Here is a 1,971-nt window from a genome sequence, read left to right as displayed (position 1 = left end):
TCTCGGGATGATCTCCGGCTAGTCGGGTCGCCCCGGGCGTCTCAGCCCGGGGCTCCCACGGAACCGTGCGTAAAGATCTCTCTTTACACGGCTCTTGTCGTTCTGGTCACCAGACAGCCGGGACCCAGGTCACCCAGGCCCAGTGGGCGAAGAACTTCGGCCATAGCCTCACGACCGTCGCCCACTGCGCTTGGGCTCGCTTGCGTCCCCGCAGCCGTTTGTACTTGTTGCGCGACCACCGCATCAGGTAGGCGTTGATGCGGCTCAGGAGGGGATTCAGCGCGGAGCGGTGGAACGCCCCGTAGTACTGCATCCACCCTCGCACGACCGGGTTGATCATTCGTGCGAGGTCGTGTTCGGAGGAACCGGTGCGGTGGTGGAGCCGCCAGGCCCGCACCGTCGCGCCCATCTTCTTCAAGGCGTCCTTGCTGACCGCCGGGTTGAAGCCCAGTCGCATCTTCCCGGTCTTGGTCCGCACCTCGCGCGGCCGGAAGGTGAACCCCAGGAACGCGAACGACGTGTGCTCATGCGAGCCGCGCCGCCGATCGTCCTTGCAGTACACGATCCGGGTCTTCTCCGGGTGCAGCTCCAGCCCGATTTCGCGCATCCGCTCCCTGGTCGCCGCCAGGACGGCCTGGGCCTGCTCCAGGCTGGAGCAGTGCACAACCGCATCGTCGGCGTAACGTTCGAACACCGCGCCCGGGAACTCCCGGGTCATCCAGGCGTCGAACGCGTAGTGCAGGAACAGATTGGCGAGCACGGGTGAGATCGCTGAGCCTTGTGGGGTTCCGCGATCTCGTTCGGCCAGCGTGCCGTCGGACAGTGCCAGCGGGGCGGCGAGCCACCGCTTGACATACAGCACCACCCACGGCAGATCGCAGTGCACCGTCACCGCTTTGACGATCAGGTCCCACGCCACGGAGTCGAAGAACTTCCGGATGTCGAACTCGACCACCCAGTCGTACTCCCAGCACCGCTGCCGACAGACCCCGACCGCGTCCAGCGCCGAGCGGCCCGGCCGGTAGCCATAGGAGTCCGGATGGAAGATCGGCTCGACCCTCCGCTCCAACTCCATGGCCGCAACCGTCTGCGCGACCCGATCGGCCACGGTGGGCACGCCTAGGATTCTCGTGCCCGTTCCGTGCGCCTTGGGGATCTCCACGGCCTTCACCGGCGGCGGAAAGTACGTCCCCGAGGACATGCGGTTCCAGACCCGATACAGATTTTTCTTCAGGTCCTTCTCGAAGTCCGCGATCGACTGCCCGTCCACTCCGGCTGAGCCCTGGTTCGCCTTGACCTTCTCCCACGCCACCTGGACAGCCCGCTTCGAGATCTCGAACGGCTTGCTCGGTGCTTTCAACTCGTCCATGCGACTCCTCCCGGAGCACTTCCGGTTGATCGTACGAACACAGTCACGAACGACCCGGCCCCTTCGCTCCAGCCCTGTTACAGGGCCTTCACCGCTACTACGAGCCGATCCGCCGGCACGTCCGGCCATGGGTACTCTGACGCCGCCTCCGGGTCGTCCCGAACCACGGCTCTCCCCTGTCGCCCCTCGGGGCGGTATCCGAACGTGCCTTCTCCTGTTCCGCTCGAACGCCGCAGACCGGGCTCGCGCCACCTTCATGCCGGACACCGCCTGGCCAGTAAGCGGGTTTCCGCCAGGCTCATCCCGGGGCCTTTTCGACGCCCCGGTTTTGATGTCATCTAGGCAAGTTTCGACACGTCAGCAGTGGTTCACTCGCGTTCGCCTTCCCGGTCCCCACCTGACGGATCACGTCCGCCTTTTCCTCATCGCTCACCACGACTGTCTTCAGCAAACGCAGCATGAGGCGGTTTGAAGCCTCCCACCGCAGGGCGGCTCCGAAGGGCCAAGACCTTCATCGTTCGAGCAGCATCGCTTCAGATCGCTCTCCTACACGAGGTCTCCTCCACGTTCAGGACACACCGAAAATCTTGCCAGAGCCACAT

The 1,971-nt window shown here is 64.9% G+C and carries 1 protein-coding gene; it reads right to left on the bottom strand.

Translation table 11 applies throughout. The features are described from left to right. Positions 1-106: 106 nt before the first annotated feature. The gene (gene ltrA / locus ACZ4FV_RS52145) at positions 107-1,369 is read right to left on the bottom strand and encodes a group II intron reverse transcriptase/maturase (RefSeq protein WP_465328500.1); all 1,263 of its coding nucleotides are present in this window, start codon (positions 1,367-1,369) and stop codon (positions 107-109) included. Between the last annotated feature and the right edge of the window lie 602 nt (positions 1,370-1,971).

The organism is Embleya sp. NPDC025285 (assembly GCF_055558835.1).
Note: the sequence above shows the minus strand (reverse complement) of the source record. Positions and strands in the feature narration are given on the sequence as shown.